Annotated in this window: 22 protein-coding genes; 13 read left to right on the plus strand and 9 right to left on the minus strand. The window is 72.7% G+C overall.

Going from position 1 to position 20,956, the window contains the following annotated elements:
* Window positions 1–138: 138 nt before the first annotated feature.
* Window positions 139–1,740: a VWA domain-containing protein gene (locus tag ACGF4C_RS02780; protein ID WP_393562678.1), complete on the minus strand. Its 1,602-nt coding sequence runs from the start codon at window positions 1,738–1,740 to the stop codon at window positions 139–141.
* Between the two features lie 526 nt (window positions 1,741–2,266).
* Between ACGF4C_RS02780 and ACGF4C_RS02785 the strand changes: the two genes are divergently transcribed.
* Window positions 2,267–3,577, plus strand: a complete 1,311-nt coding sequence (locus tag ACGF4C_RS02785; protein WP_393562680.1) for an alpha/beta hydrolase — start codon at window positions 2,267–2,269, stop codon at window positions 3,575–3,577.
* A 128-nt stretch (window positions 3,578–3,705) separates the two neighbouring features.
* Here the strand turns inward: ACGF4C_RS02785 and ACGF4C_RS02790 are convergent, their stop codons facing one another.
* Window positions 3,706–4,521: a polysaccharide deacetylase family protein gene (locus tag ACGF4C_RS02790; protein WP_393562681.1), complete on the minus strand. Its 816-nt coding sequence runs from the start codon at window positions 4,519–4,521 to the stop codon at window positions 3,706–3,708.
* A 219-nt stretch (window positions 4,522–4,740) separates the two neighbouring features.
* Between ACGF4C_RS02790 and ACGF4C_RS02795 the strand changes: the two genes are divergently transcribed.
* From ACGF4C_RS02795 to ACGF4C_RS02805, 3 genes are read left to right on the plus strand one after another with little or no spacing between them, the layout of a single operon-like run.
* Window positions 4,741–5,508, plus strand: a complete 768-nt coding sequence (locus ACGF4C_RS02795) for an ABC transporter permease (RefSeq protein WP_393562683.1) — start codon at window positions 4,741–4,743, stop codon at window positions 5,506–5,508.
* The gene (locus ACGF4C_RS02800) at window positions 5,505–6,182 is read left to right on the plus strand and encodes an ABC transporter permease (protein ID WP_030802809.1); all 678 of its coding nucleotides are present in this window, start codon (window positions 5,505–5,507) and stop codon (window positions 6,180–6,182) included. Before ACGF4C_RS02795 ends, ACGF4C_RS02800 begins: the two co-directional genes overlap by 4 nt.
* A 23-nt stretch (window positions 6,183–6,205) precedes the next feature.
* Entirely contained in the window at window positions 6,206–7,141 is a 936-nt protein-coding gene (locus ACGF4C_RS02805; protein ID WP_393562847.1) for an ABC transporter substrate-binding protein, read from the plus strand.
* 123 nt (window positions 7,142–7,264) lie between these two features.
* Here ACGF4C_RS02805 and ACGF4C_RS02810 read toward each other — a convergent pair whose 3' ends face one another.
* Both ACGF4C_RS02810 and ACGF4C_RS02815 read right to left on the minus strand, forming a co-directional pair.
* Entirely contained in the window at window positions 7,265–8,422 is a 1,158-nt protein-coding gene (locus ACGF4C_RS02810) for an ABC transporter ATP-binding protein (RefSeq protein ID WP_393562685.1), read from the minus strand.
* 89 nt (window positions 8,423–8,511) lie between these two features.
* On the minus strand, window positions 8,512–9,192 hold the full coding sequence (locus tag ACGF4C_RS02815; RefSeq protein WP_393562687.1) for a response regulator transcription factor: 681 nt from the start codon (window positions 9,190–9,192) through the stop codon (window positions 8,512–8,514).
* 225 nt (window positions 9,193–9,417) lie between these two features.
* On the opposite strand from ACGF4C_RS02815, the gene ACGF4C_RS02820 reads away from it, so the two are divergent.
* Complete coding sequence (locus ACGF4C_RS02820; RefSeq protein WP_393562689.1) at window positions 9,418–10,359, plus strand: NADP-dependent oxidoreductase; 942 nt, start codon at window positions 9,418–9,420, stop codon at window positions 10,357–10,359.
* Window positions 10,360–10,370: 11 nt separating this feature from the next.
* Here the strand turns inward: ACGF4C_RS02820 and ACGF4C_RS02825 are convergent, their stop codons facing one another.
* The 3 genes from ACGF4C_RS02825 to ACGF4C_RS02835 all read right to left on the minus strand — a co-directional run bounded on the left by ACGF4C_RS02825 (window position 10,371) and on the right by ACGF4C_RS02835 (window position 13,282).
* Entirely contained in the window at window positions 10,371–11,348 is a 978-nt protein-coding gene (locus ACGF4C_RS02825; RefSeq protein WP_393562690.1) for a hypothetical protein, read from the minus strand.
* Window positions 11,349–11,477: 129 nt separating this feature from the next.
* Complete coding sequence (locus ACGF4C_RS02830; RefSeq protein WP_393562691.1) at window positions 11,478–12,113, minus strand: hypothetical protein; 636 nt, start codon at window positions 12,111–12,113, stop codon at window positions 11,478–11,480.
* 125 nt (window positions 12,114–12,238) lie between these two features.
* The gene (locus ACGF4C_RS02835) at window positions 12,239–13,282 is read right to left on the minus strand and encodes a cation diffusion facilitator family transporter (protein WP_393562692.1); all 1,044 of its coding nucleotides are present in this window, start codon (window positions 13,280–13,282) and stop codon (window positions 12,239–12,241) included.
* A 283-nt stretch (window positions 13,283–13,565) separates the two neighbouring features.
* Between ACGF4C_RS02835 and cbiE the strand changes: the two genes are divergently transcribed.
* The 3 genes from cbiE (at window position 13,566) to ACGF4C_RS02850 (ending at window position 16,330) form a co-directional block, all read left to right on the plus strand.
* Window positions 13,566–14,834, plus strand: a complete 1,269-nt coding sequence (gene cbiE / locus ACGF4C_RS02840) for a precorrin-6y C5,15-methyltransferase (decarboxylating) subunit CbiE (RefSeq protein ID WP_393562694.1) — start codon at window positions 13,566–13,568, stop codon at window positions 14,832–14,834.
* Between the two features lie 94 nt (window positions 14,835–14,928).
* Window positions 14,929–15,735 (plus strand): precorrin-4 C(11)-methyltransferase, encoded by an 807-nt coding sequence (gene cobM, locus ACGF4C_RS02845; RefSeq protein WP_393562696.1) that lies wholly within the window; start codon window positions 14,929–14,931, stop codon window positions 15,733–15,735.
* 187 nt (window positions 15,736–15,922) lie between these two features.
* Window positions 15,923–16,330: a hypothetical protein gene (locus ACGF4C_RS02850; protein ID WP_393562698.1), complete on the plus strand. Its 408-nt coding sequence runs from the start codon at window positions 15,923–15,925 to the stop codon at window positions 16,328–16,330.
* An 80-nt stretch (window positions 16,331–16,410) separates the two neighbouring features.
* Here ACGF4C_RS02850 and ACGF4C_RS02855 read toward each other — a convergent pair whose 3' ends face one another.
* On the minus strand, window positions 16,411–17,565 hold the full coding sequence (locus tag ACGF4C_RS02855) for a cobalt-precorrin-5B (C(1))-methyltransferase (RefSeq protein ID WP_393562849.1): 1,155 nt from the start codon (window positions 17,563–17,565) through the stop codon (window positions 16,411–16,413).
* A 170-nt stretch (window positions 17,566–17,735) separates the two neighbouring features.
* Here ACGF4C_RS02855 and ACGF4C_RS02860 point away from each other — a divergent pair, with 170 nt between their 5' ends.
* Window positions 17,736–18,518 carry a cobalt-precorrin-6A reductase gene (locus tag ACGF4C_RS02860; protein ID WP_393562699.1) on the plus strand — a complete coding sequence of 261 codons (783 nt, stop codon included), beginning with the start codon at window positions 17,736–17,738 and terminating at the stop codon, window positions 18,516–18,518.
* A gap of 129 nt (window positions 18,519–18,647) precedes the next feature.
* Here ACGF4C_RS02860 and ACGF4C_RS02865 read toward each other — a convergent pair whose 3' ends face one another.
* Window positions 18,648–18,869, minus strand: a complete 222-nt coding sequence (locus tag ACGF4C_RS02865; protein WP_393562700.1) for a hypothetical protein — start codon at window positions 18,867–18,869, stop codon at window positions 18,648–18,650.
* Between the two features lie 139 nt (window positions 18,870–19,008).
* On the opposite strand from ACGF4C_RS02865, the gene ACGF4C_RS02870 reads away from it, so the two are divergent.
* Genes ACGF4C_RS02870 through ACGF4C_RS02885 form a run of 4 tightly spaced genes read left to right on the plus strand, consistent with a single transcriptional unit; the run spans window position 19,009 to window position 20,946 of the window.
* Window positions 19,009–19,830, plus strand: coding sequence for a helix-turn-helix domain-containing protein (locus ACGF4C_RS02870; protein ID WP_393562851.1), 822 nt, complete (start codon window positions 19,009–19,011; stop codon window positions 19,828–19,830).
* Window positions 19,827–20,033 (plus strand): DUF397 domain-containing protein, encoded by a 207-nt coding sequence (locus ACGF4C_RS02875; RefSeq protein ID WP_393562702.1) that lies wholly within the window; start codon window positions 19,827–19,829, stop codon window positions 20,031–20,033. Before ACGF4C_RS02870 ends, ACGF4C_RS02875 begins: the two co-directional genes overlap by 4 nt.
* On the plus strand, window positions 20,030–20,440 hold the full coding sequence (locus tag ACGF4C_RS02880) for a DUF397 domain-containing protein (protein WP_393562703.1): 411 nt from the start codon (window positions 20,030–20,032) through the stop codon (window positions 20,438–20,440). Before ACGF4C_RS02875 ends, ACGF4C_RS02880 begins: the two co-directional genes overlap by 4 nt.
* Window positions 20,410–20,946 (plus strand): CchlQ, encoded by a 537-nt coding sequence (locus tag ACGF4C_RS02885; protein WP_393562705.1) that lies wholly within the window; start codon window positions 20,410–20,412, stop codon window positions 20,944–20,946. The genes ACGF4C_RS02880 and ACGF4C_RS02885 overlap by 31 nt, the downstream gene beginning before the upstream one ends.
* The last annotated feature ends 10 nt before the right edge of the window (window positions 20,947–20,956 follow it).

Genomic DNA, 20,956 nt, shown 5'->3' on the forward strand with positions numbered 1-20,956 from the left:
TTTTGTTTTTTTTTTTTTTTTGTTTGGGGGGGGGGGGGGGGGGGGGGGGGGGGGGGGGGGGGGGGGGGCGCGGCGGGGGGGGGGGGGGGGGCGGGCCCCCCCCCCCCCCCCCGGCGGGGATGAGGGGGACGGGACGGGTCAGTCGTCCTTGAGGACCTTGGCGGTGCGGGCCTCGGTGAGCCACTCGGGGAACTCGACCATCAGCTGCTGGTAGAGCTCGTCGTGGGAGAGGCTGCGGGGGTCGCGGCCGGCGTGGAAGAAGCCCGCGTTGTCGACCGCGCGCTTTTCCGGAACGGTCAGGTCGTCGAGCTTGCGGAGGAAGTCGAAGCCCTTGGCCTCCGGGTCGCCGAAGCCGATGAACTGCCAGAAGATCGGCAGCTTCGCCGCTTCGCAGAGCGCCTTTTCGGCGGCCGGCTTGGAGGTCGGGGCGCCGTCGGTCTGGAAGATGACGAAGGCCGGGGCGGTGGTGCCGGACTTCTTGTAGTGCTCGACGACGGCGTTGACGGCCCAGTGGTAGTTGGTACGCCCCATGTGGCCGAGGCCGGCGTGCAGCTCCTCGATGCGGCCCTCGTAGTTGGTGAGGTCCAGATCGGCGGTGCCGTCGATGTCGGTGGAGAAGAAGACGACGGGCACGGTGGGCTCGTCGTCGAAGTGCGCGGAGAGGGCGAGGGCCTGCTCGGCGAGGTTCTGGACGGTGCCGTCCTTGTAGTAGTTGCGCATCGACCCGGAGCGGTCGAGGACGAGGTAGACGACGGCGCGCTGGGCGCTGAGGCCGTGCTTCTCCAGGGTGGCGCCGGCGGAGGCGTGAAGGGGGCGGAGACCGGCGGGAACTCCCTTCGCCTCCGGAACGGTCGCGACCTCCGGAACGGTCGCAGCCTCCGGCTCCGGCGCCGCTTCAGCCTCGGGCGCCGCTTCAGTCTCCGGTGCTGCTTCAGCCTCCGGGGCGTCCTCCGCCTTCGGGGCGGCCTCGGCCTCGGGGTCGGCCTCGGCCTCGGGCTCGGGCTTGGCCTCGGGCTCGGCTGCCGGGGTTTCGGCTGCCGGCTCCGGGGTCGCCTCCTGCACCGGCTCAGCCTCAGCCTCGGACTCGGCCTCAGCCTCCGCCCCGGACTTGGCCTCCACCTCGGGGGCGGCCTCCACCTCAGCGGTGGCCTCCACCTCAGGGGTGCTCTCGGCCTCAGCGGTGGCTTCCACCTCCGGGGTCGCCTCCGCCTCAGCGGTGGCCTCCACCTCCGGGGTCGCCTCCGCCTCAGCGGTGGCCTGCGGTTCCGGGGCGGTGGGCGGCTCCGGCTTGGTGGCCGGGGTCGGGTTGTCGAAGGCCTGGCTCACGAGCTCGGAGGCGGCGGTGTCGGGCGCGGCGGTGTCCGCCTCGGGGGCGTGCGTCTCGGCCTTGTCGTCGTCCTTGGCCTTGGGCTCTGCCTCGTTCTCCCGTACGGGCTTCTCCGCGCGGTCCACCGGGGAGCCCTGGGCGGGCAGGGTGGCCGTCGTGGGCGTCGGGGCCGGCTCGGGGCTCGGGTGCTCCGCGGGTGCCGTGCGGGCGGCCGGGACCTCGGCCTCGACAGGCTTGTCGGACGGCTTGTCGGACGGCTTGGGGGACGTGGCGGGCGCGGCCGGGGTGGACTCCTCGCGGGCCTCGGGGATGGTCGCGGATTCCGGGGCGGCGCTGTTCTGTGCCGCGCCGGTTTCTTCACGGGTCGCCTTGGAGCGACCGAAAGCGTTGCGCAGCAGACTCCGAATGCCCATCGGCGAACCTCTCTTGCGTGTGGTGGGTGCGGTGCGGCGTATGTCCGTGAAGCACGGACATGTCCCTGACCAGGACGGATACGTAAGCGTAGCGGCCGGGAGCGGCCTCATCGTGGGACCCTGCGGCTCGTGTGGTGGGCCATCCGTGGGCCATTTGGGGGCCATCCAGGGCGATCCGGTGTCGGGTCGGGTTTCGGCCGGGGCCGGCGTGACATCGCGGGGGCACGGCGCCGGGGTATCACATCCGTGACGGCAGGTCTCGGGGCGGAGCGTGGAGGCCGCAATGGAGGGGGAGTTGGTCTGGACCTGTGTGGTTGCGAGGGGTTCCGGGTGGCCTTCCGGGGTGCTCGCACATCACGCCGCGGAAACGATGTGGCAAGAGGTAAGTAAGAAGTGGGTCGTTCAGGTATCCGATGCGCAGGTGTGCCCGTCTTCTCCGGTGACCATTGTCCGGAGCCGCCCGTTGTGCCTTAGGCGGCCGTAAGAAGGCAAGAACCCTTCCGAGGGTGACGGGAGATGTGGGCGCATGGGGCTGACCAGTCAGTCGCTCGAATACACGGTGATCGTGCTGGCGGTTGCCTGCGTGGCCGCCACGGTGTGGCTGTGGCCCCGGCTGTCGCGGCGCGGGATCGGACCCGTCCTGGGCCGGCTGGGCGCCATCGTGGTCACCCAGGTGTCCATCGTGTGCGCGCTCGCGCTCGCCGTGAATACGAACTTCGAGTTCTACGGCAACTGGGACGAGTTGCTGGGCAACAACGAGAAGGCGCCGCCGGTGGCCGTGAGCCAGGGCGGCGGGCAGTACGCGTCGGTCGGGAACATGAAGGGCGGGCTGATCCAGCCGGCCGGTCCCCAGGGGCTGGACCGGGTGACCGGCCTGCCCAAGGGGCCCGCCAACCGGGTCGGCAAGATCGAGTCCGTACGGATCATCGGCCGCCGTACGCGGGCCATCAACCCCGGCTTCGTCTATCTGCCGCCGCAGTACTTCCAGCAGCAGTACCGCCGGCAGCGGTTCCCCGTCATGGTCGTCATCAGCGGCTACCCGGGCGGGATCATGAACCTCGCGCAGCATCTGCAGGTGCCGCAGAACGCCGGCCGGCTGATCGCGCAGGGACGGATGCAGCCGACCGTGATCGTGATGGTGCGGCCGACGATCGCGCCGCCGCGCGACACCGAGTGCGTGGACGTGCCGGGCGGGCCGCAGGCGGAGACGTTCTTCACCAAGGACCTGCCGGACGCGATGAAGGCGACGTACCGGGTGGGTCATGACCCCAGCGCCTGGGGCGCGTTCGGGTACTCGTCGGGTGGTACGTGCTCGCTGCAGCTGGCGATGCGCAACCCGAAGGTGTACACCTCGGCGGTCTCGCTCTCGGGCGACTACGCGATCAAGGACGACCTGACCACCGGCAGCCTGTTCGGCGCCGGCCCGGAAGGTGCCCAGCGCGAGCGCGAGCACGATCTGCTGTGGCGGCTGAAGCACCTGCCCGCGCCGCAGGTCTCCACGCTGGTCGCCAGCAGCCGTAAGGGCGAGGCCGATTACGGCGCCACCATGCAGTTCATCCACGCGGTCAAGGCCCCGATGACGGTGGACTCGATCATCCTGCCCCAGGGCAGCCACCAGTTCACGACCTGGCGGCGCGAGGTGGTCCCGGCCCTTGAGTGGCAGAGCCAGCAGCTGACGTTCCCGCAGGACACCGTGCCGCTGCCGGCGCAGCGCAAGCCGGGCGCCAAGGTGGGCCAGGGCGGCGCCCCGGCGAAGCCGACCGGGCCGGCCAAGGCCCCCGGGGCGGCCGATGACAAGGGCCGTCGGCGGGTGGAGGCCGAGCGGCCGCAGGGCTGAGCGAGCCCGAACCCGCCGGAAAACGCGGGGAGTCATAGCGGTAGCCGTGAGCCCGGCCCCTTCTCGGGGCCGGGCTCACGGCGTTCCCGGGCGGGCCGGCGTCCCCGCGCCGGTAACGGCCCTTGCCGCTACGGCCGGTACACCATCCCCGGCTCCGGCTTCGCCGGGGAGAGCAGCTGGGAGACCGTGACGATCGTGTAGCCGCGCTTCTTGAGCTCCTTGAGGATGCCGGGGACGGCCGGGACCGTGCCCCGGTAGATGTCGTGCAGCAGGATGATGCCGTCGCGGTCGGTCTGTTCCAGCACCCGCTTGGTGATCAGCGCCGAGTCGTTGGTCTCGTAGTCCTTGGCCGTCACGCTCCAGAGGACCTGGGCCAGTCCGAGTCCCTTGCTGATCTCGGAGACCTTGTCGTCGGTGCGGCCCTGCGGCGGGCGCATCAGCGTGGGCGTCTTTCCGGTGATCTTGCGGACCGCGTCCTGGACCCGGGAGAGCTCGCGCTTGGCCTCGGCGGGCTCGATCTCGGTGAGGATCTGGTGCGACCAGGTGTGGTTGGCCAGTTCGTGGCCCTCGGCGTCGATCCGCCGTACCTCGGCGGGGCGCTTCGCGATGTGGTTCTTGCCGAGCATGAAGAAGGTCGCGTGCACCTTCTCCTTCTTCAGGATGTCCAGCAGGCGGTTGGTGTTCTCGCTGGGGCCCGCGTCGAAGGTGAGCGCGACGCACTTGGCCTTGCGGCAGTCGACGTCCTGCCCGGCGCCCTCCTGGCCCCCTCCCTTCCCGTTCTTCGCCCCGGTCGCGCTGCCCGTTGCGTCGGCGCGGGCGTCGGCCGGTGCGGTCACGTCGTACGAGGCGCAGCCGCTGACGGCGAGGGCCAGGCAGGCCGCCGTCAGCAGCCCGGCTATGGAGGTGCGGCGCCTGCGGCCGGTGGTGCGGAAGTGCTTCGGCATACGGGGCTCTCTCCAGTGCTCGTGCTGCGGGCGGTGGGGGTGTTCGGGGCAGTCCGGTTGTGGATGTCTGCCGCGCACTTCCCGGACTATATACACGCAGTACACACTCGATGTATACATGGGGTGGAGAGAGGCGCGAGCACGGCCCCCGGGCAAGGTCAGGGCACGATCGGACGCGTCCGCCGCGACACCCCGACCCCGCCGGGGTGGACTTCTACCGTGACCGCACCTCCGCCGGACGACTGTCTGGCCCGTAACGAGTGGATCTGCGGCGAGTACCTGTCCACCCGCCGGCAGATCCTGCTCGACGCGGTCCTTCAGCACGTCCAGTTGACCGTCGTCTCGGTGGCGCTCGGGCTGCTGCTCGCGGTGCCCCTGGCGCTGCTGGCCCGCCGCCGGCGCTGGACGGCCGGGCCGGTCCTCGGGGTGACCACGGTCCTCTACACGATCCCGTCGCTGGCGATGTTCTCGCTGCTGCTGCCGGTCTACGGGCTGTCCGCCACGCTCGTCGTGGTCGGGCTGGCCCTGTACTCGCTCACCCTGCTCGTACGGAACCTCCTGGCCGGGCTGAACGGCGTACCGGCCGAGGCCAGGGACGCCGCCCGCGGCATGGGCTACGGTCCGCTGCGCCAACTGCTCACCGTCGAACTCCCGTTGGCGGTGCCCGCCGCGATGGCCGGGCTGCGGATCGCGACGGTCTCGGCGGTGGCACTCACCACCGTCGGCGCGATCGTCGGCTACGGCGGGCTGGGCAACCTCATCTACGCCGGGATGAACTCCTTCTTCAAGGCGCAGGTGCTCACCGCGTCCGTGCTGTGCGTCCTGATCGCGATCGTCTTCGACCTGCTGCTGCTCGGCGTGGAGCGGCTGCTCACGCCCTGGCGGCGGGCGGGCCGTACGGCGCGGGGTCGGCGGGCACGGTGGCGGGGCCGCACCGCCGTCGGGCGCGAGCAGCCGGTCGCGGCGGCATCGGGGCGGCGGGCGTGAACACCCTCTCCGCGGTCTGGGACTGGCTGACCACCGGCGCCAACTGGGCGGGTGAGAACGGCGTTTGGCACCGCCTCGTCCAGCACCTCGTCCTCACCGTCTCCTGCCTGTTCATCAGCGCGCTGATCGCGCTGCCGGTCGCGCTGACCCTCGGTCACCTCGGGCGCGGCGGGGCACTGGCCGTCAATCTCGCCAACGTCGGCCGCGCCGTCCCGACCTTCGCCGTGCTGGTCCTGCTGCTGCTCACCCCCGTCGGCCGGCACGGGCAGTGGCCGACGATCATCGCGCTGGTGCTGTTCGCCGTTCCGCCGCTGCTGACCAATGCGTATGTCGGGATGCGCGACGTGGACCGGGACGTGGTGCGGGCCGCGCGGGGCATGGGGATGACCGGGGCGCAGCTGGTGTGGCGGGTCGAGGTGCCGCTCGCCTTCCCGCTCGTCCTGACCGGCGTGCGGATCGCCGCGGTCCAGCTCGTCGCGACCGCCACGCTCGCCGCGCTGGTGGGCGGCGGCGGGCTCGGCCGGATCATCACCGCGGGATTCAGCCTCGCCAGCACCCCGCAGGTGGTCGCCGGTGCGGTGCTGGTCGCGGTGTTCGCCCTGCTGATGGAGGCCGGGTTCGAGCTGGTCGAACGGTATGCGCCGGGCGGCTGGGCGCGGGGGCGGGGCCGGTGAGGGCCGGGGCGGGCGCCGCCCTCGTGGCGCTGGGCCTGAGCGCGCTGCCGGTGCTCGCCGGCTGCGGCACCGGCCCCTCCCTGGAGACCCGTTCGCGGATCACCGCCCCGCCCGGGGACAGCCGCGATCTGGCGATCGGCTCGGCCGGCTTCACCGAGAGCGAGCTGCTGGCCCAGATGTACGCCGCACTGCTCGACCACACCGGGTACCGCACCCACGTCCTCACCGTCGGCAACCGCGAACTGTACGAACCGGCGCTGGAGGCCGGGCAGATCGACGTGGTGCCCGAGTACGCGGCCACCTTCGCGGACTGGCTCAACGCCAAGGAGCACGGCTCCACCGTGCCCCCGGTCGCCTCTCCCGACCTCGGTGCGACGCTGCGGGCGCTGCGCCGGCTGGCCGGGCCCCGCGGGCTGACCGTGCTCCCGCCCGGCCGGGCCGTGGACCAGAACGCGTTCGCGGTGAGCGCCGCGTACGCCCGCACCCACCACCTCAAGACCCTCAGCGACCTGGGCCGCGCCAAACTGCCGGTGCGGCTCGCGGCGGGCGAGGAATGCGTACAACGGCCGTTCTGTGCCCCGGGGTTGCGGAAGAAGTACGGGATCAACCTCACCGCCATCGACCCCAAGGGCGTCGGCACCACCCCCGCCAAGCAGGCCGTGCAGAACGGGCAGGACCAGATGGTGCTGACCACCAGCACCGATGCGACCCTGGGCCAGTTCGGGCTGGTGTTGCTCGCCGACGACAAGAAGCTGCAGAACGCCGATTACGTGCTGCCCGTCGTCAACCGGGCCCGCGCGGGCAGCGCCCGGCCGGCCGCCGCGCTCAACCGCCTCAACACGGTCCTGACCACAGCTGACCTGGCGCATCTCAACGAGCAGGTGGACAGCTGGCGACGGTTGCCGGCGGATGTGGCGCGCAACTACCTGCGGGAGAAGGGGCTGCTGCCGAAGGGCTGAGGCGGGTGGTGGGCGGCGGGCGGTGGCCGGCAAAGGCTGCGTGTTTCACGTGAAACCGGCGCCCTGTTCGCGACCGCGGCGTTTCACGTGAAACAGCCGGCCAGGAACGCTCGTGATCGTGCCTCACTGCGTCGGTACCGAGTCCACCCGCGCCCGGTCCCGCGGCACCCCCCGCTCGTCCGAGTCGATGGTGCGGCGCAGCGCTTCGTGCAGCTTGGTCGGGGTGAGGACGCCGAGGAAGCGGTGGCCGTCCAGGACCGCGATCCAGCCGGCGTCGTGCTTGAGCATCTCGCTGAACGCGGCCTTCAACGTGCCGGTGAACGGCACCCACGCCTCCATCCGCCGGGCGTGCCCGGCGACCGTGCCCCCGGCGCCGGCCAGTTCCTCGGCGCCCACCCAGCCGTGCAGTTCGCCGTCCTCGTCCAGCACCACCGCCCACCGGGCGCCCTCGGCCCGTAGCCGTCGCGCCGCCTCGGAGGCCGGTTCACCGAGGCGGGCGAACGGCGGGCGTTCGAGGTCGCCGTGGTCGATCCCGGTGACCGACAGCTGCTTCAACGCCCGGTCGGTGCCGACGAATTCGGCGACGTAGGGGGTGGCCGGGGCGCCCAGGACGCTCGCGGGGGTGTCGTACTGCTCGATCCGGCCGGCCCCGTAGACCGCGATCCGGTCGCCGAGCCGGATGGCCTCCTCGATGTCGTGGGTGACCAGCAGCACCGTCTTGTGCATGGTGGCCTGCAGCCGCAGGAACTCCTTCTGGAGGCGCTCGCGGACGACCGGATCGACCGCCCCGAACGGCTCGTCCATCAGCAGGACGGGCGGATCGGCGGCGAGGGCCCGGGCCACGCCGACGCGCTGGCGCTGGCCGCCGGAGAGCTGGTCGGGGTAGCGCGGGCCGTAGACGTCCGGGTCCAGCCCCACCAGGTCCAGGAGTTCGGCGGCCCGGGCCCGTGCCTCGGCCTTCTTCCAGCCGGTCAGGAAGGGCACGGTGGCGGTGTTGTCGAGGACGGTCCGGTGCGGGAAGAGGCCGGTCTGCTGGATGACGTAGCCGATCCGGCGGCGCAACCGGACGGGGTCGACGCCGGCGATGTCCGCACCGTCGACGAAGATCCGTCCGCGGGTGGGATCGATGAGCCGGTTGACCATCATCATGGTCGTGGTCTTGCCGCAGCCGGACGGCCCCACGAGGGTCACCAGCTCCCCCTCCGCGACCTCGAAGGACAGGTCGTCCACGGCGGTGGTGCCGTCGGGATACTGCTTGGTGACGGACTCGAACCGGATCATTGGCCCATTGAATCCCGCTGCTCGCGCCCCTTCGCGTCATGCGGGCAATCGGGTCATGCCGCCGTGCTCCGCCGGGCAGTCGGGCAGCCTCACCGGCCGCGCAGCCGGTAGCCGGCGCCCGGCACGGTTTCGATCACCGGGGGGTCGCCGAGCTTGGCGCGCAGCGTGCTGAGCGTGACCTGGACCGCGTTGGTGCGGTAGCTGGTGTGCTCCTCCCACACCTCCTCGATCAGATCGTCCCCGCTGACCACCGCGCCCTGGGCCCGCAGCAGCACCTCCAGCACCCCGAACTCCTGGCGGGACAGCGGCAGCGGCCGTCCGTCGCGCAGCGCGAGCCGGCGGGCGGTGTCGACGGTGACGCCGGCCCGCTCGATGACCGGCGGCCGCGTGGGCCGGGCCCGCCGGCCCAGCGCCAGTACCCGGGCGAGCAACTCCTCGTACGCGAACGGCTTGCCGAGGTAGTCGTCGGCACCCAGGCCCAGGCCCGGACCCTCCACCCGGTCCCCCACCCGGTCGTGGGCCGTGCCGGACGCGGTGAGCATCAGCATCCGGGTCGGCCGGCCCCGTTCCACGACGTGCCGGCGGATGTCGTCGCCGTGCGGGCCGGGCAGATCGCGGTCCAGGACGAGTACGTCGTACGCGCCGAGCCGCATCTTGGCCAGCGCCTCCCGGCCGTCGTGGGCGATGTCCGCGGCGATCGCGTCGCGGCGCAGGCCGGCCGCGATCAGCTCCGCGAGATATTCCTCGTCCGCCACCACCAGAACGCGCATGGCGTCATGTGTACCCGAGGGGCACCTTCCTGCGAGGTGAACGCCCTTCGCCGCAACGCCGCGCATCCCCGGCTGGCGGCATGCCCCGGCCCGGCTGGGCGCATGGCCCGGGGGCCGTACGAGTTGCTTCCGCCGCACCGCCTCTCCTCCTGCCGCGTCCGGCCGCACCGGCGTGCTTACGATCCACTCCGGCCACCGGTCGAAAGGGTGGAAGGGAACGCCACGATGAGAGCCGTAGCAGTCAGCGCATTCGGTGAACAGCCGCAGCTCATGGATCTGCCGCAGCCCGAACCAGGGCCGGGCGAGGTCCTGGTGCGGCTGGCCGCCGCCGGACTCAACCCCGTCGACTGGAAGATCGCCGACGGCATGTTCGGCGACGCCGTTCCGGTGGCCTTCCCCCTGGTGCTGGGCACGGACGGGGCCGGTGAGGTGCTCGCGATCGGCACCGGGGTCCGGCGGTTCACCGTCGGCGACGCGGTGTTCGGCCAGTTCCAGCGGCCGGAGCGGGGCGGCGGCTCGTACTGCGAACTGGCCCTCGCCGACGAGAACCGCATCGCGCACGCCGCCCGCAGCGTCACCTACGCGACCTCCGCGGCGCTGCCGACGGCCGGCATGACCGCGTACAACCTCGTCGAGGAGACCCGGATCAGCGAGGGCAAGCGGGTCCTCATCGTCGGTGCGACCGGTGGCGTCGGCACCTTCGCCACCCAGCTGGCGGCCGGCCGCGGCGCGGAGGTGATCGCCACCGCCCGCCCGGCCAAGGCGGAGCTGATGCGCACGCTGGGTGCCGCGGAGACCGTCGACCACACCGCGGGCCCGGTCGCCGACCAGGTCCTCGCGGCCCACCCGGACGGCGTGGACGTGCTGATCGACATGACCGGCGGCCCGGCCGAGTTCGCCGAGCTGACCCGGACCGTACGCGACGGGGGCACCGCCGTCTCGCTGATCGGCTCGGCGGACGCGGACGAGCTGACCGAACAGAACCTGCGCGGTTTCAACTTCGTCAACCGCCCCTCGCCGCAGCTCCTGGAGATCCTGGCCGGGCACGTGGACGCGGGCCGGCTGACGGTCCTGGTCGGCCGCGAGGTCCCCCTCGAAGAGGCCCCCGAGGCCCTGGAGACCAGCCGCACCGGCCGCGCCCAGGGCAAGACCGTCCTGACCGTCTGAGCGACCGGGCGTCAGCTCCGGTTCCGCCAGGCCCGGACCGCCGGCGGCCCCGCCGCGGCCAGCACCGCGGTGAGCACCCCCGCGCCGACCAGCAGCCAGACCCCGGTACGCAGTGGTCCGGTGAGCGCATCGGCGTACGCCCCGGCCGCCGGCCGGGAGATCATCGTGGGCAGGGCCGCCAGCGTGCGGCCGCGCACCAGCGCCAGCGCCACGGCCAGCAGGGCGGCGGCCGCCGCGCAGCCCGTACCGGCACAGACCAGCGCCCGCCGCCGGCGCCGCACCAGCAGCAGCCCGCCGCCCAGACACAGCGCGGCGGCCGGCGGCAGCAGCAGCGCCCCCCTGCGGACGACCTCGTAACCGGCCCGGATCCGCGGCACGTCGGGGGCCTTGAGCAGCACGATCTCCACCCCGGACCGCGGCACCCGGCGGAGCAGGTCCAGCCCCATGCCGTTGTGCGCCACCTGGCGGCGGACCCGTTCGACGACGGGGGTCAGATCGAGCGTGACCGGGGAACGGGGGTCGCCGGACGCGGCGAGGCTGCCGTCCAGCGTCCGGTGCGCGGACCGGTGCACGCCCTTCCACATCGCCGGGAAGCCGCGCCCGGTGACCACCTGCCGCACCTGCTTGGCCACGAACTCCCGGATGCCGCGGGTGAAATGGCGGCGCACCGCGGGCCGCCGGGCGGGGCTGACGGCCTTCAGCAGCCCGTCGATCCGGACGTGCGCCATCACCGAGTGCGTCACGTCGTCGACCACGGCCTGCTGCACGGCGGCGTTCCCGGCCAGCGGTGCCACCGCCGCCACATAGCCGTCGGTCTCGGTCAGCCGGTACCGCGCCCAGGTGGCGGCCAGGCTCAGCGGCAGCAGCAGCGCCCCCACGACCAGCAGCACCCCGCCGGCCAGCGCGCGCCCCGGCCACCGCGCTCCGGCCGGCGGCCCGTCCCCCTCCGTCACCCGCCCGCCCAGGCGTACGGGTGCGCTCGCTGGCATGGCGTCCTGTCCTTTCCTGCCCGGCGATCACGGCGACCACCTTCCAGGCAAGTGCGAACGCCAGGCGCCCGCGACCGGGACCGGTGCCAATGGGTGAGCCCGGCCAGGGCCCGGCCGTCGGCGGTGGGCTCAGCCGGTGGCGCCCGGGCCGGCCGCCCGCCGGCGGCGCACCGCCCGCACCGCCCCCGGCGCGAGCAGCGCCGCGACCGCGGCGGCCATCGCCCACCATGCCCAGCCACCGCCGTCCGCGTCCTCGGCCCGGGACTCCGGCAGGTCGTCCACATCGCCCGAGCAGGCCACCGGCGCGTAGGAACCGCCCAGGTACACACAGGCGGTGGCGGCGGCCCGCAGGGTCCCGGGCGCGGCGGTGGCGGCGCCGGCGGGACGGTCACCGAGCACGGCCTCGGCGGTGAACACCTGGATGTCGTGGGCCGGCAGATCGGCGCGCCAGGTGACCTTCCGCTCCTCCGTCCCGCGCCCCTCGACGACGCCGTCGGCAGCGGTCACGGCGGTCGTGGTCGCGGGCATCCGCTGCTCGATCCGGACCCCGTGGACGTCCTCGGCGCCCAGGTTGTGCACGGTCACGCGGTAGTCGAGCCGCCGCCCCGCCTCGGCGTCGTCGGTCCCGTCCGTCACCGCGACCGTGACGGAGACGGCCGGCGGCGCCTGCGCGACCTGCCGGGCGTACGCGAGGGTGGACGGGCCGGGGAGCGTGGCGGCGCACAGCAGCGCGCAGACGACGGCGGCCCTCGTGCCGGTTCTCATGCCGGTTCTCATGCCGCCATCGGAGCATCGCGCCGGCCGCGACCGGTGTCATGCGGCCCGCCACCGCTCCGGGTTCACCCGAGTGAGGGCGCAGCGGCGGACGCGGGCCTGCGGGACCTGGGGCTTCAGTGCCGGTGCGGCCCGGGCCGGTGCACCGGCCCGTGTGCGTCCGCGCAGTGGTCGGGGGCGGTGGGCGGCTCGGCCGGTGACCCGGTGCCGGGCCGCGGGCCGAGTGTCAGCACCTCGCCCGCTTCGGCCTGCTCCCCGACGTGATCGACCTGGAGCGTGGCGTGCGTGATGCGGTACTCGCCGCTCAGCAGCTCCTGCAGACCGCGGCGCACCTTGTGGCAGTCGCCGCCGGGGGCCACCAGGATGTGCGCGGAGAGCGCCGGCTGCCCGGAGGTGATCTGCCAGATGTGCAGGTCGTGCACCTCGACGACCTCGTCCTGGGATACCAGCCGGTCGCCCAGCGCGTCCGGGTCCAGGCCGGCCGGCGCGGCCTCCATGAAGATCCGTCCGGACTCCCGCACCAGCCCCGTACCGGCCCGCAGCATCAGCGCGACGACGACGAGCGTGGCGATCGCGTCGGCCCGCTCGAAGCCCGTGGTCAGTACGACGAGACCGGAGAGCGCGGTGGCCACGAAGCCGAACAGGTCGGTGAGGATGTGCTGGTAGGCGCCCTCGACGTTCAGGCTGGAGCGGTTGGCCCTGGACAGCAGCCAGGTGCAGATCAGATTCACCACGATCCCGGACAGCGCGGTCCACAGGACCATCGCCCCGCCCACCGCGGGCGGCGAGATCAGCCGCTGCACCGCCTCGTACGCCAGCCAGACCGACAGCAGGAGCAGGGTGATGCCGTTGGCCTGCGCGGACAGGATCTCGGCGCGCTTGAGCCCGTAGGTGTACCCGCCGCGCGCCGGCCGCGCCGCCAGCCGCATCGCGATCAGGGCCAGCAGGATCGAGACCGCGTCGGTGAGCATGTGGGCGGCGTCCGAGATCAGCGCCAGCGATCCGGCCAGCACACCGATGACGACCTCGACCGCCATGTACGCGGTGAGCAGCCCGAGCGCGGCCCGCAGCCACCGCCGGTCGGCGTCCGGCGCCACCCCGTGCGCATGGCTGTGCCCGTGCCCGTGGCTGTGCCCGTGGCTGTGCGCGTCGCCGCTCATGGCGCTCCTTCCTCCGGTCCCCTCCTTGCGAAGCAAACAGCACTTCGACAAAAGATCCAAAGGCTGCACCGGTGACCGTTGTCATTACCGTCGAACGGCGTATCGTGCCTGGTCAGGGCGATGAGGTGGCCAACCGGTGAGACCGCGCCAACGGACCCGGACCGTCCGGTCGGACCGCCCGCCCGGCCCGGCCCCACGCCCGTCCCACCCCGGTCAGTAGAGTTTCCGCTCCCGTACGACACGCGCTTGAGGTCCCGAGGCGAGAGGCAAGAGGTAATCGGCAGTGAGCCCCGCACCATCCGCACCGGCCGGTTCCGAGCACCTCACCGTCGTCGGCGTCGGAGCCGACGGCTGGGCGGGTCTGTCCGGGGCCGCGCAGCAGGTGCTGCGGGCGGCCGAGGTCCTCATCGGCGGCGCCCGCCAGCTCGCGCTGCTGCCCGAGGGGGAGTGCCCCGGTGAGCGCGTCACCTGGCCCTCGCCGCTGCGCCCCGCCGTCCCCGGGCTGCTCGCCGCGCACGCCGGACGCCGGGTGTGCGTCCTGGCCAGCGGTGACCCGATGTTCTACGGCATCGGGCGGACGCTGACCGAGGTCCTGGCGGAGAGCGGCGCCGGGCACCGGCTCCGGGTGCTGCCCCACCCCTCCGCCGTCTCCTACGCGTGCGCCCGCCTCGGCTGGCCGGTCGAGGACACCGAGGTCGTCACGCTCGTCGGGCGGCCCGTCGAGAACCTGGCCCGCGCGCTGTACGACGGCCACCGGCTGCTCGTCCTGTCCGCCGGCGCCGGCACCCCCGCCGAGGTCGCCGCCCTCCTGCGCGCGCACGGTTTCGGGCCGACCCGGATGCGCGTACTGGAGCAACTCGGCGGCGAGCGGGAGCAGTTGACCGAGGGCCACGCCGCCGACTGGGGCCGGGAGCCCGGCGATCCGCTCAACGTCATCGCCCTCGACTGCGCCCGGGAGCCCGGCACCGTGCCGCTCTCCACCGTCCCGGGCCTCCCCGACACCGCGTACGAGCACGACGGCCAGCTCACCAAGCGCCACGTCCGCGCCGTCACCCTCGCCGCGCTGGCCCCCGCCCCCGGCGAACTCCTCTGGGACATCGGCGGCGGCTCCGGCTCCATCGCCATCGAGTGGCTGCGCGCGCACCGTAGTTGCCGCGCCGTCAGCGTCGAACGCGACCCCGTACGGGCCGAGCGGATCGGCCGCAACGCGCACACCCTCGGCGTCCCGGCCCTGCGCGTCGTCCAGGGCCCCGCGCCCGCCGCGCTGGCCGGCCTGCCCACCCCGGACGCGGTGTTCATCGGCGGCGGGCTGACCGCCCCCGGCCTGTTGGACGCCTGCTGGGAGGCGCTGCCCCCGGGCGGCCGGATCGTCGCGAACACCGTGACGCTGGAGTCCGAGGCGCTGCTCGCCGACCGGTACCGGCGGCACGGCGGCGAACTGGTCCGGCTGGCGGTCGCCCACGCCGCCCCGGTCGGCGGCTTCACGGGCTGGCGGCAGGCGATGCCGGTGACCCAGTGGTCGGCGGTCAAACCACCGGAAGACCGGCCGTAACCCGCCCTCCGGTGCCACCCTCTGCCCGTACCGCCCCCGTCCCCCCTCAGCGTCCGCCGCCCCGTATCGCCGCCTCCCAGGAGACCGAACGACCATGACCGTCCACTTCATCGGTGCCGGCCCCGGCGCCCCCGACCTGATCACCGTCCGCGGCGCCCGCACGCTCGCCTCCTGCGGGGTCTGTCTCTACGCCGGCAGCCTGGTGCCGCGCGAACTGCTCGCCGAGTGCCCGCCCGGCGCCCGGCTCATCGACACCGCGCAGCTGGACCTCGACACCATCACCGCCGAGATGGTCCGCGCCCACGAGGAGGGCCACGACGTCGCCCGGCTGCACTCCGGCGACCCGTCCGTCTTCAGCGCCGTCGCCGAGCAGATGCGCCGCCTGGACGCGGCCGGCGTGCCGTACGAGGTGGTGCCGGGCGTCCCCGCGTTCGCCGCCGCGGCCGCCGCGCTCAAGCGCGAACTGACCGTGCCCACCGTCGGCCAGACCGTCATCCTCACCCGCGTCGCGCAGCGCGCCACCCCGATGCCCGAGGGCGAGGACCTCGCCACCCTCGGGCGCAGCGGTGCCCTGCTGGTGCTCCACCTCGCGGCGATGTACGTCGACCGGGTCGTCGCCGAACTCCTGCCGCACTACGGCGCCGACTGCCCGGCCGCCGTCGTCGCCATGGCCTCCCGCCCCGACGAACTCGTCCTGCGCGGCACCCTCGCCGACATCGCGGACCAGGTGAAGGCCGCGGGCGTGGTCCGTACGGCGGTCATCATGGTCGGCCGCACGCTGGGTGCCGAGCAGTTCCGCGACAGCCACCTGTACTCGACCGACCGCGAGCGCCCGCACGGGCCGTGCGACGGCGGGCCGGGGGCCGTACCGGGCGGGCGTGCGGCGTCCGACGCAGGTTGATTCAGACGTCCGACGCCGGCTGATCGGACCTCCGGCCCGCGCCGCTCGGGCGTCTGACTGATCATATGACCGCATCGGGGTGAATGTCCGATGAATGTCCGTTACCGGCCGCTCGGGGGCCGGTAAGCAACGTGGACACGCGCGGACCAAGGGAAGCCCGCGGCACCCGAGCAAAGGAGCACCCACGATGCGCACCCGCACCCGCACGAGACTGGCCGCCGGATCCGTCGCCGCCGCAGCCCTGCTCACCCTCGCCGGCGGCACCGTCGCCGCCGCCGACACCCCGGCCCACCAGGCAGCCGCCCGGCCGAAGACCGACCCCGCACCGGTGGGCGGCAGTACCGACACGGCGGCCCGGACGCCCGACACCTCGGGCCTGCGCGACTACAGCCGGAGCAACAGCCGCCGGACCAGCGAGCGCCAGTACCGCACGGACTGGATGCGCGACAGCCCGCTGCGCCTCGCCACCTGCGCCCTCGGCACGGCCCTGGGCAGCCTGACCAACGGCCCCGACTGCGTGGCGGACCGCATGGGCTACCGCTTCCGCGACGCCGCCCAGGCGGGGCGCAAGGACGTCCTCCGCGCCAGGCACTGAAGGAAGGCCACGGGCGCGAGCCGCGGGGCCCCGGCCGCCGTCAGCGGCGCCTGCCGCCGGCCCCGGGCCCCCGGCCGGCGTCAGCGGCGCCGGTCGCTGCCCCCGGGCCCCCGCGGCTCCGCCCGGCCGACCACCATCCCGGCCCGGTCGATGCAGAGCACGTCGACGGCGACCGGCGCCCCGCGCAGCACGGCCAGCGACTCGTCCCGCGCCCTCGCCGCCACCAGATCGCCCAGTGGCACCCCGGCCGCCGTACACAACTGCAGCGCCCCCAGCCCGGTGTTGGCCGCGGCCACCGCCTCCGCCAGCGCCTCGTCGGCCCCGCCCTGCCGGGCCAGCTCCGCGAGGAACCCCTTGTCCACCTGGGACCGTGCCGAGTGCAGATCCAGGTGCCCGGCCGCCAGTTTGGACAGCTTGGCGAACCCGCCGCAGATCGTGAGCCGGTCCACCGGGTGCCGCCGCACGTACTTGAGCACCGCCCCCGCGAAGTCCCCCATGTCCAGCAGGGCGTCCTCGGGCAGGTGGTGCAGCGCGACCGCGACCTTCTCCGACGTCGATCCCGTACACCCCGCCACATGCGTACGTCCCGCCGCACGCGCCACATCCACCCCACGCCGGATGGAATCGATCCACGCCGAGCACGAATACGGGACCACGATCCCGGTGGTCCCCAGGATCGACAGCCCGCCCAGGATGCCGAGCCGCGGATTCCATGTACTACGGGCGATCTCCTCCCCGTGATCGACGGAGATCTCGACCTCGATGTCGGGCTCCGCACCGGGCTCCGCACCGGTTCCCGAACAGGTTCCCGAACCGGGCACCGTGGCACCGCCGTACCGACGGGCCACCTCGGTCAGGTGCTCCCGCATCATCTGCCGCGGTACGGGGTTGATCGCGGGCTCGCCGACGTCCAGCGGCAGCCCGGGACGGGTCACGGTCCCCACACCCGGCCCGGCCTTGAACACCACGCCGGACCCGGGCGACAGCACCCGCACCCGCGCCCGGACCAACGCCCCGTGCGTCACGTCCGGATCGTCCCCCGCGTCCTTGACCACCCCGGCCATGGCGCTGCCGGTCCCGGCGTCCAGTTCCTCCACCGCCAGCGCGAACGACGGCGTCTGCCCCTTCGGCAGAGTGATCGTCACCGGGTCCGGGAACTCGCCGGTCAGCAGCGCGGTGTACGCGGCCGTGCTCGCCGCCGTCGCACACGCACCGGTCGTCCAACCGGGCCGCAGCCCGGTGTGCGCAAGCTGCGCACTCCGCCCTCCCGCGGCGGTCTGCTGCCCTCCCGCGGCGGCCTGCTTCCCGCTCGCGGCCGGTTGCTGCCCGCCCTCGGGCGTCCCGCCATCCGGCCGCCCCGTACCCTGCCGCCGTTGCGCTTCACCCACGGAGGAACCCACATCCCATGCCCGACGCAGCCCGCCCGCCACGCCACGTACTCATCCTCGGCGGTACTACGGAGGCCCGCCGCCTGGCCGCCGCCCTGGCCGCCGAGCCGGCCCTGCGTGTGACGACCTCGCTGGCCGGCCGGGTGGCGGCGCCGCGCCTGCCCGACGGGGAGGTCCGCATCGGCGGTTTCGGCGGCCCCGACGGCCTTGCCCGCTGGCTGCGCGAGCACGCGGTGGACGCGCTCATCGACGCCACCCATCCTTTCGCCGGCACGATCAGTTTCCACGCGGCCCACGCGGCCGCCACCACTCATGTTCCCCTGCTGGCGCTCCGCCGTCCCGGCTGGGTACCGGGCCCCGACGACACCTGGCACCAGGTCGCCTCCCTGGAGGAGGCCGCCACGCTCCTCCCCACCCTCGGCTCCCGCATCTTCCTCACCACCGGCCGCATGGGCCTGGCCCACTTCTCCCGCCTCACCGACCTCTGGTTCCTCGTCCGCTCCGTCGACGCCCCCGAGCCCCCGCACCCGCCCCGGATGGAGGTGCTCCTCGACCGCGGCCCCTTCACCCTGGAGGGCGAGCGCGAACTGCTCCACACTCACCGCATCGACGTCCTCGTGACGAAGGACAGCGGCGCGGCGGCCACCGCCCCGAAATTGACCGCGGCCCGTGAGGCGGGAATTCCGGTAGTGGTCGTACGCCGGCCCCCGACACCGGTGGGAATTCCGGAGGTGGCCACTCCGGCCGACGCGGAGAATTGGCTCCGGACGCGCCTTTTCACCGAGGCCACCGAACACTGAACCGATTCGCTTCCCGTACCCGCTCCACCAGCTCTTCGAGCCGCCGCCGTGTGGTTTCCGCATTCCGCGCCACGCGTTCCGGATCACGTGTCGTGCCGGCCTCGTTCCCTTCGCCCCTCACCGAACCATTCACCGAACCTCGCCCCGCAATGCCTCAGCCAGCCGCCGCGCAGTCTGCGGCGTACAACGCCCCAGGTCCACGAGCGGCCGCGGAAAGTCCCCCACCAGCGAGACGCCGTCCAGGGTCAGCGAGGGCAAGGTCACTCCCGCTCCCTTCAGCGCCACCCGCAACTCATCCCGCGCCTCCTCCGCATCCTTGATCGTCGCGGCCGCCCGACTGCGCTCCACCATCTATTTCTTTCCTTCCCCAAGTTCGGATCCTGGCGGGTGATGTCAACGCCCTTGCTGGTCACTAGAGTTGCTGGCGCGACGCCGCTTGTGAAAGTAGGTGGACGTTGCCGTGGAAAAGGGCAACAAGGGGAGAGTGGGGATGGTCGAAAAGAATTCCGATAACGAGGATTCCGCCCGCTGGGTCCTCGCCTGCGAACTCCGTCGGTTACGCGAGGCGGCTGGCAAATCCCTGGCCCAACTGGCCGAGGAAACCAACTACGACCGCACGTACCTGCACCGCCTGGAAACCGGCGAACGCCTCTCGAAGCTACCGGTGATGGAGGCGCTCGACCGGGTCCACGGGACGGGCGAACTGCTGGTGCGGTTGTGGAGGTTGGCGCGGCTGGATGCGTTCAAGGACAGGTATCGCGAGTTCATGCGGTACGAGGCGAAGGCCGTGATCATCCACAAGTACTCGGTGGTTGTCCCTGGCTTGTTGCAGACCGAGGCCTTCGCCCGGGTGGTGCTCTCCTCTTCCCCGACACCCATAAGTCCCGATGAGCTGGAAGAAGCCGTCGCGGCCCGCATGGGCAGGCAGGAGCTCCTCCAGCGAGACCGACCGCCGAGCATTCGGATCATCCTCGACGAGGCGGCGCTACGGCGCCCAGCCCCCGATCCGGTGGTGTGGCATGGCCAACTAGCGCGGCTTGCTGAGGCTGCGGAGGCGCCTCATATGGCCATCCAGGTACTTCCGTTCGCGACCGGCGTGCATAACCTCATGGGTGGCTCCCTGACGATCCTCTGGATGGCGGACGGGAGCGCTGTTGCCCACTTGGAAGGCAACACGTCAAGCGAACTGATCGAAGAGCCAGACGAAATCACTCGATACCGCCTGTCCTACGATCGGCTTCGAGACGCGGCACTTCCGCCGTCCGACTCAGCAGCGTTCATCCGGCAGTTGGTGGAGGAAAGCAAGCCATGAAGACGACCTCAGACCTTGCGGGTGCGGCTTGGCGCAGGAGCAGCTACAGCGATGGCGGTGAGGACAACTGCGTCGAGGTGGCCGACGGTTTCACCGACATCGTCCCCGTCCGTGACAGCAAGGTTCCCGACGGTCCGGTGCTGCGCGTCACCGCCGGTGCGTGGACCTCATTCATAGAGACGGTGAAGGACGGGCGGCTATGACTGCGTTGCCCGGTCGGAGCGGCACGGTGTGGCGCAAGAGCAGCTACAGCGACGGCGGAGACAACAACTGCGTCGAGGTAGCCGCTGGTTTCACCGGTGTCGTACCCGTCCGCGACAGCAAGCTTCCCGACAGCCCGGTGCTGTACGTCCCGGCTGACGCATTGGGGCTCATTCATAGCGACGGTGAAGGGTGGCCGGTTGTGACGGTGTGGCGCAAGAGCAGCTACAGCGACGGCGGAGCTGACAACTGCGTGGAGGTAGCCGACGGGCTCCCGCACACCGTGTCCGTCCGGGACAGCAAGAACCCGAACGGTCCGGTGCTGCGCATCCGCGCTGCCGCCTGGTCGTCGTTCATCGCCACCGTGAAGGGGGACGTGTGGACTGGGGGACGCTCGTCGCGACCGTGAGTGGTGGTCTGATCGCCATTTCCGGGACCGTGCTTGCGGATCAACTCAAGCAGCGCCACGAGAAAGCCCGTAGCAGTGCGGAGCGGCGGCGGGCGGTCTACATCGAGTTCATCTCCGCTGCCGGGGTGTGCCACGCGCGGCTTCGGCAGATCGCCCAGTGGGCGGATGACGAGGCGGATGTCGGTGCCGCCGCGCGTGCGGCGCTGACCGACGCTGCGATCCATGAGGTGCGGGAGCGGCTGTTCATCGACGCGAGTACCGCCGTTGCCGGTGCCGGACAGGCCATGTTCGAGCGGCTGCGGGCGCTGCAGCGTGCCGTTGCGGAAGGGGCGCGGCACAACTCGCGCGCCTTCCACGACGTCTATCACCCCTACCTCGAAGCGGTCTGGGCCTACCGCGTGGCCGTGCGCGAGGAACTGGAGGGCCGCCCCTTTGCGCCCACCGCCTTCGGGTGGGAGGAGTGGGACGGCACGGACCGGTGTCAGGTTTGCCGGCAAGGGGCGTGACCCCGGGCTC

Origin of the sequence: Streptomyces sp. NPDC048197, from assembly GCF_043202395.1 — a bacterium.
Classification (GTDB): domain Bacteria; phylum Actinomycetota; class Actinomycetes; order Streptomycetales; family Streptomycetaceae; genus Streptomyces; species Streptomyces siderophoricus.